General features: G+C 33.3%; 5 protein-coding genes. 4 read left to right on the top strand and 1 reads right to left on the bottom strand.

From position 1 onward, the window contains the following. Window positions 1–40: 40 nt before the first annotated feature. A complete protein-coding gene (locus B0A67_RS23300) occupies window positions 41–943 on the bottom strand; it encodes a DUF6607 family protein (protein WP_072964893.1) in 903 nt (300 codons plus the stop codon). Between the two features lie 105 nt (window positions 944–1048). On the opposite strand from B0A67_RS23300, the gene B0A67_RS23295 reads away from it, so the two are divergent. The 4 genes from B0A67_RS23295 to B0A67_RS23280 all read left to right on the top strand — a co-directional run bounded on the left by B0A67_RS23295 (window position 1049) and on the right by B0A67_RS23280 (window position 7452). Beyond that, on the top strand, window positions 1049–3160 hold the full coding sequence (locus B0A67_RS23295; protein ID WP_072964892.1) for a TonB-dependent receptor plug domain-containing protein: 2112 nt from the start codon (window positions 1049–1051) through the stop codon (window positions 3158–3160). 17 nt (window positions 3161–3177) lie between these two features. Continuing rightward, window positions 3178–4269 (top strand): HmuY family protein, encoded by a 1092-nt coding sequence (locus B0A67_RS23290; protein ID WP_072964891.1) that lies wholly within the window; start codon window positions 3178–3180, stop codon window positions 4267–4269. A 284-nt stretch (window positions 4270–4553) separates the two neighbouring features. After that, the gene (locus tag B0A67_RS23285) at window positions 4554–6038 is read left to right on the top strand and encodes an SGNH/GDSL hydrolase family protein (RefSeq protein ID WP_072964890.1); all 1485 of its coding nucleotides are present in this window, start codon (window positions 4554–4556) and stop codon (window positions 6036–6038) included. Window positions 6039–6120: 82 nt separating this feature from the next. Next, on the top strand, window positions 6121–7452 hold the full coding sequence (locus B0A67_RS23280; RefSeq protein WP_242671013.1) for a GDSL-type esterase/lipase family protein: 1332 nt from the start codon (window positions 6121–6123) through the stop codon (window positions 7450–7452).

Genomic DNA, 7452 nt, shown 5'->3' with positions numbered 1-7452 from the left:
TGTGAGACAGCTACTTTTTTAATAACTAACACAAATATTTTTATTTTACAAATTTGTCTATAATTGCATCTGATTCTGCTTTTGTAGCAGTTGGTTTTAGATCAAACAAAAGAGAGTAAAGTGCTTTTCTGTCTACCTTAGCTTCTAAGTTTAAATCTTTATGCCTGTCGAACAATGTTTGCCATTTGTCACGAACGTTTTTCCAAAGAGCGTTATTCTCTTTCCACCATTTTTGTCCGGCGATACATTTAATGTCTGCAACTTTAGTGTAGACATCCATACCTTTTTCCTGAGCTAATAAAACATCTTTTCCGCTTTCGTCACGAATCAATTTGTCATTGTCTTGTTCGTGATTCCATCCTGTAGCCGTAATTTCGTGAATGTTTCTTCTTTTTAAAACATTATAGTCATTACGTTTGGTTTGCTCTCTTCTTGGTAGAGGAGCATCAGCAACGTTTGCCCAGTAATCTTGTCCGTCTACATGTACCCATGTTGATGATCCTTCGTATCTTGGACTATCATCTACCTGATATACTTTTTGTGTCCATTGACCTTTTACGGCTTTTTTATCTAATTTTTTATATTTCCATGAAGATCCTTTGTCAAATGAATACAAGTCAGTGTTTTCATACAACCAATCCTGTCTCCAGTGTTTAATAATCATATCGTCACTTACTATTAATAAGTGCTGCATTACAATTTTGTTAGGAGTGTCTTCTAATAACTCTACCCATTCTAAAGCAGATTCGTGTTTCGTTTCTGATGGTTTGTAAGTAAGAGAATCTTTAGGATACTGAAAAGTCTCGGCAAAATTAAACTTCACTTCATAACAACCACACATTGATTTGATTGATTTAATGTCTTGTTGCTTTTTATCCTGACTGAAACCAAGGCTACAAGTCAAAGCCATAACGGCTGAAAAATAGAGGCTTTTTGAAATCATAATTTATTATTTTGTTTTTATATTTTTTTGCAAATATATAATTTTATTTAGAACAAATAAAAATAGTTTATATATTTGCGCCATTATTAAGACTTAATAAAAATAATGGAAATAAAATATATCCTTTTTGCAGCTTTTCTTTTTTGTCAAATTTCTTTTGCACAAGTAAAGGATACTACGGCTGTAAATAAGCTTTCTGAAGTGGTTGTGACGGGACAGTTTGAGCCACAGTCAATTAAGAAGTCTGTTTTTAATGTTCGTGTGATTTCAAATCAGGACATTCAAAATTTAGCAGCAAATAATTTGTCCGATGTTCTAAATCAGTACTTAAATATTACAGTGAGACCAAGTGGAACAAGTGGGCGATCTACAGTTTCTTTATTTGGATTGGATGCGCAGTATTTTAAAATTTTGGTAGACAATGTTCCCTTAGTGAATGAAGCAGGTTTTGGTAATAATACAGATCTCTCCCAAATTAATCTTAATGACGTTGATCATATCGAAATTGTCGAAGGTTCAATGGGAGTTAGTTATGGTGCAAATGCTGTTAGTGGTGTTCTGAATATAATTACAAAGAAATCTTCACAGTATAAATGGGGTATTACAGCATCAGTTCAGGAAGAAACCGTGAACAAAGAATATTCACTTTTTGATCAGGGACGCCATATTCAGTCATTAAAAGTTTCTCATACATTCAATAAAAACTGGTTTGTTTCTTTTGGTGCAAACCGAAATGATTTTCAGGGATATTTAAGCGATAAAAATGGGGTTGATTATGCTGAAAATGATGGCACACGTGGTTATCGATGGTTGCCAAAAGACCAGTTAAATGGTACGGCTTTGATAGCATATCACAAAGATAATTTTCGTTTTTTCTATAAATTCGAATATTTAGATGAAAACGTAGATTATTATAACAGTATAGTACAATCTGGTTTCAATACCACTTTAGGCTCTTATCGTTATGGAGATGATAAAAGATATTTAACCAACAGGTATTTTCATAACTTAAATGTTACTGGTAAACTGTTCTCTCAATTGAATTATAATGTTTCGCTTTCTCATCAGAAACAAGCACGTGATGTTGAGAGTTTTAGATATTATCTATTTACTAAGTCAGAGGCTAATAATGTTACAGTCAAAGATCAGTCAATGGAAGTTCTTTATTCTACAGGAACCTTAAATAACTTTTTTTCAAGCAAAACGGTTGATTTGCAATTGGGTTATGAATTCGTAAATAATCGAGGATATGCATTAGTTCAGGAGGCAAGTAATATTTTGGCGCCTGTTCGTAAAACTTTGGAAAACTATGATTTCTTTGTTTCGTCAGAAATTATGGCGAGTGAGCGATTGTCTATAAAACCGGGAATTAGATTTTCTGCTCAGTCTCAGTTTGATAATCAATATGCTTCGTCTCTTGGTCTAAGATATTTATTTGATAAAGGAATTGAACTTCGCGGTTCTTATGGTAACTCCTTTAGAACACCAACTTTTGAGGAGTTGTATTCAAAACAAATATTTGACGGACACTTTTTCGTTGGTAATGAGAATCTTATTCCTGAAACCAGTACGTCTTATGAGGCCAGTCTTAAAAAATCGACTACATTTTTTTCGGGAGCACAGCTTTCAAACACATTTGCGGGAAGTTACTTAGATGTTAATGATAGAATTGATATGGCACTTGTAAGATTTAATCCCGATACAGGAAATCCGGAGTATCAATATATGAATATTAGTAAATACAGAATGTGGAATTTCTCTACAATGAACCAATTCAGAAAAGATAATCTAACTTTTAACTTTGGTGCTGCATTAATTGGAGTTTCTCAGGAAATAAAAAATGAGGTATTTACTTCAGATGATAAGTTTCTTTACTCTTTCAATTTAAATGCGAGTGTTTCATACAAACTTCCAAAATGGAAAACCATTCTTTCAGGTTATTACAAATACAATGGCAGAACACAGCAATTTATTGAAGGGGCTTCATCTTATGTCCTTTCAACAATTGATCCAAGTAATTGGCTAGATGCTACTATTCGACAAAACTTTTTCAAAGATCATTTTGAGGTTACCATTGGGGTAAGAAATATTCTTGATATAAAAAATGTAAATCAAACGGGAACAAATCCAAATGCAGTTCACGCTTCTTCAGGAGATGTAATGCTGGCTTACGGACGTTCCTACTTTTTAAAATTAGCATATAATCTTAATCTTTAATATAAATCAGAAATACAATGAAAAAACTATTATTTTTATCAATAGCCTTATTATCACTAGCAGCATGCTCAAGTGATGACGACAATACGCCTGTACCTGAAGTGCCTTCAGTAGGATCAACTCTGTCAGCATCAGTAGGAGGTCAAAATCAACCTAATCAGCTTTATTTAGATTTAAGCGCAGGAGAGTCAAAATCAGTTAATAGAGCTTCTTGGGATTTTGGTTTCTCGAGCGCAGCAGATTTTAGAGTGATCATCAATGGATCTGTAAAAATGGCAGTAAAAAAATTGGAGACATCTGATATTACGTTACCACAAGTAATTGATATAAAAGTTATAGCAGGTGGAGGAGAAACTGCAGCATCAAATGGATATGTTGACAATCCTACAGGTGTTTTGGCTGGTGCCGGAGCAGGTGTTGGAACTGCAATTGCTGAAATTTCTGCAACAGATGCTGATAATAAAGTATACTTAGTGAATTTAGGATTTGCTGTTAGTAATGTAAAACCAGCAGTAGGTGGTGTTGAAGTTGACGGAGCTGCCAGAGGATGGAAAAAAGTTAGAATTTTAAGAAGTGGAAATGGATATAAAATTCAGTATGCCGATTTAACTTCAACAACTTTTACAGAGAAGGTAATTTCAAAAGATGCAGATTTTAATTTCTCATTTTTTAGTTTGACTTCAGGAAATACTGTTTCAGTTGAACCAGCAAAAACAAAATGGGATTTGAATTTCACCGTATTTACAAATTATTTAAATATGGGTAGTGGTGATGTTACATACGGTTACTCTGATTTTATTACTTCAAACTCAAAAGGTGGTACACAAGTGTATCAAGTTTTAGTTGCTACCGGAGGCTCTTATGCAGATTTTACTAAAGCAAAAGTTGTTGAAGATAGCTTTAAAGCTTCTCTTACAGATCAAAGAATGATTGGTGCCAACTGGAGAAATGGCGGAGGACAAAATGGTTCATTACCAAGTATAAGAACAGATCGTTTTTATGTAGTGAAAGATGCAGCAGGAAACTATTATAAAGTTAAATTCCTTACTATGACAAATGATGCAGGAGAAAGAGGTTATGTTACTTTAGAGTATGCGATCTTGAAATAAAAAAAACAGCAGTAAAGAAATAATCTTTTATTAATTAGATTATTTCTTTACTGATTATAAATATATCCGATTAAAATTCAGTTAATCATTAGCTTTGTTTTTTTATTTTTTTTTTTGATAAAGAGGTTAGATTTATCTAACCTCTTTTTTTGTTTTATTTTTAATGTTAAAAACAATTCATAAATTAATGTTTAATTCTATCTTTGCGCAACTTTTTATAAGGAATTAACAGGAATTTTGAATAAAAATTTTAACGAAACCTTTCTTCAAATTTATAATTACTAGTGAACACAAAATCTTATTTTTTTCAGTCTTTTGCAATTGTAGCTTTAGCATTTGTAGCTTTCATTGGATTTAAACAAATCTTACCTGATAAAATTTTCCCGGATAGTAAAGTAGATTCTAAAAATGTACTTATAGATAGTCTGCTTTTAGAATCTGTAGCAAACGATTCTTTGGCACTAAAGGGCGGTAACGTTTCTGAAAATGAAAAAAAGGAAGCGGGAGAGAAAATTACTTTTAATGCTTCAGAGGGAATTGAATTTCCGTCTGAAACTTTCGAGAACTATAAAGGATATCAATACCTGATTTCTTTTTATGATAAATTATATGAATTAGAAAAGAATCCGCAAGCCAAAGTAAGGATTGCTTATTATGGAGATTCGATGACAGATGGCGATTTAATCGTGCAGGATGTTCGTTCTAATTATCAGGAACGTTTTGGCGGTAGCGGTGTTGGTTTTGTTCCAATTACTTCAGAGTCTGCCGCATCTAGAGCATCGGTGAAATCTACTTATTCTAAAAACTGGAAAACACAATCGTACTTAAATGTCAAAAATCCGGCTAGCCCTTTTGGAGTAAATGGACATGTGTTTTTTGCCAATAATAAAGCAAACACAACCTGGGTTCAATATGAGGCAGGGCTAAATAAATATGCTACAACATTAGAGAATCCTACCTTGTTTTATGGAAGATCAACCAGAAAAGGAAATGTAAATTTCATTATTGGAAAAGATACATTGCGTAAAAGCCTTGTTCCGGGTAATCTTGTTAATACGCTGAAAGTGACTTCGGGAAGTATCAAATCATTTAAGGCCAATTTCATCAATTCAGATTCAATTCCAATTTATGGCTTCAATTTTGATAACGGAAGTGGGGTTCATGTTGATAATTTCTCTCAAAGGGGAAATTCAGGATTGCCAATCTCTATGTTTAATGCCAATGTAATGCAAGGTTTTAATAATAATTTAAAGTACGATTTGATTATTCTGCATTACGGAACCAACGTTTTGAACTACGGAACCAAAAATTATTCATGGTATGAAAAAGGAATGACAAAAGTGGTTAATAAAATAAAGGAATCCTTTCCCGGAGTTTCTGTTTTGATTATTTCAACAGCAGATAAATCGACGAAATACAATATGGAAATGAAGAGTGATTCTGCCGTAGTTCCTTTAATGAAATCACAAAAAAGATATGCTTTGGATACTGAATCCGGATTTGTAAATTTATATACCTTAATGGGGGGCGACGGATCTATGGTAAAATGGGTCGACGAATCACCGGCGAAAGCCAATAAAGATTATACGCACTTTAACCAACGTGGTGCAAAAGCCATAGGTAAGTTACTATACGATCAGTTAAATAAAGGTTACGAACAGTACAAAGTATTACGCGAAAACAGATCAACTGATGTCAATAAACGGAAGACAGTCAGGAAAACAAATACAGATTCCGTATCTGTAACAAAAGATAGTGTAGATGAGTAGACTTATTATTTTCTTTTGTTGTCTTTTTTTTACAACAAATGACACAACAAAAGAAACAGATTCAAAGCCAATAACAAAAAATATGATTCATAAAGTCAATAAAGCAGCAATTGATTCTTTTCCTGAGGACAGAATCTATAATGCAAAAGTCTTAGAGCGTTTTTTTCTGAAATTAAAGGAAAACGAAAGCCATAATAATCAGAAGATAAATGTTGTGCATATTGGTGATTCTCATATTCAGAGTGATTTAATGACCAATGAGATTAGAAAAAACCTTCAGCAAAAGTTTGGAAATGCCGGACGAGGATTGGTTTTTCCTTATCAATTGGCAAAAACAAATGGTTCTTATAATGAGCGTTTTTATTCTAACAGAGGCTGGGAAAGTTATCGAAACATTCATCCTTTCAAGAATCTTTCTGTTGGTTTAAGCGGAATAGCGTTGTGGAGAGATACCGGTGGTTTTGCGGTCGAACTGAATATAAAAGACACGGCTTATAAGTTCAACTCAATTAAGGTTATTACACCTCAGAATCAACATATGTTTGACCTGGCGATCTCCTCTCAGACCAAAACGATTCAGTCTACAGAACGCAGGATAATCACACATAAAATAAAAAAAGGAGAGGCTATTTCGACTATCGCTGATAAATACAAAATTTCAATCGCCGATATCAAAAGAGAAAACCACCTGAAGTCTAATAACATTCGTGCCGGAAGAACGTTAAAAATCCTGACAAATGAAACAAGACCTAAGAATATTACAAGCTCAGAATTTTTGCCTTTGAACCTTGAATCTGATGCATTCACTCATTATTATCATTCAGAAAAAGAGCTGAATAAAATCTTTCTGATTCCGAATAAAGAGGCTTCAAAATATGAACTGAACGGATTGGTTTTAGAAAAAGACAATCCAGGTTTAATTTACAGCAGCATTGGAGTAAACGGAGCTAAATTTTCAGATTATAATAAATATCCCTTATTCTTTGAGCAGCTAAAAGCACTGCATCCCGATTTGTTGATTTTTTCGTTAGGAACAAATGAAAGTTATGATCACATGGAAGCACAGGCTTATATAGCAGAATTACGTCTGTTTATAAAAAATATAAAAGATCAGAATATTGATGCTCCTATCATTGTTATGACGCCGCCGCCTTCATTGCTTAAAGCCAGAAGACCTAACGTTTACGTTCGTGATTATGCAAAAAGCATTATTGAAACAGCGAAGACAGATGGTTTTGCAGTTTGGGATTTATATGACGAATTTGGAGGAATGGACGGAATCCGAAATTTAAAAGCTACAGGATTAATTGGTCCCGATTGGGTTCATTATTCTAAACCCGGATACGAAAAACAAGGGGATTTGTTTACAGAGGCATTTATAAAAACATACGATAATTTTAAATTAAAAAATTAA

Source organism: Flavobacterium aquidurense (assembly GCF_002217195.1).
Taxonomy (GTDB): domain Bacteria; phylum Bacteroidota; class Bacteroidia; order Flavobacteriales; family Flavobacteriaceae; genus Flavobacterium; species Flavobacterium frigidimaris.
Note: the sequence above shows the minus strand (reverse complement) of the source record. Positions and strands in the feature narration are given on the sequence as shown.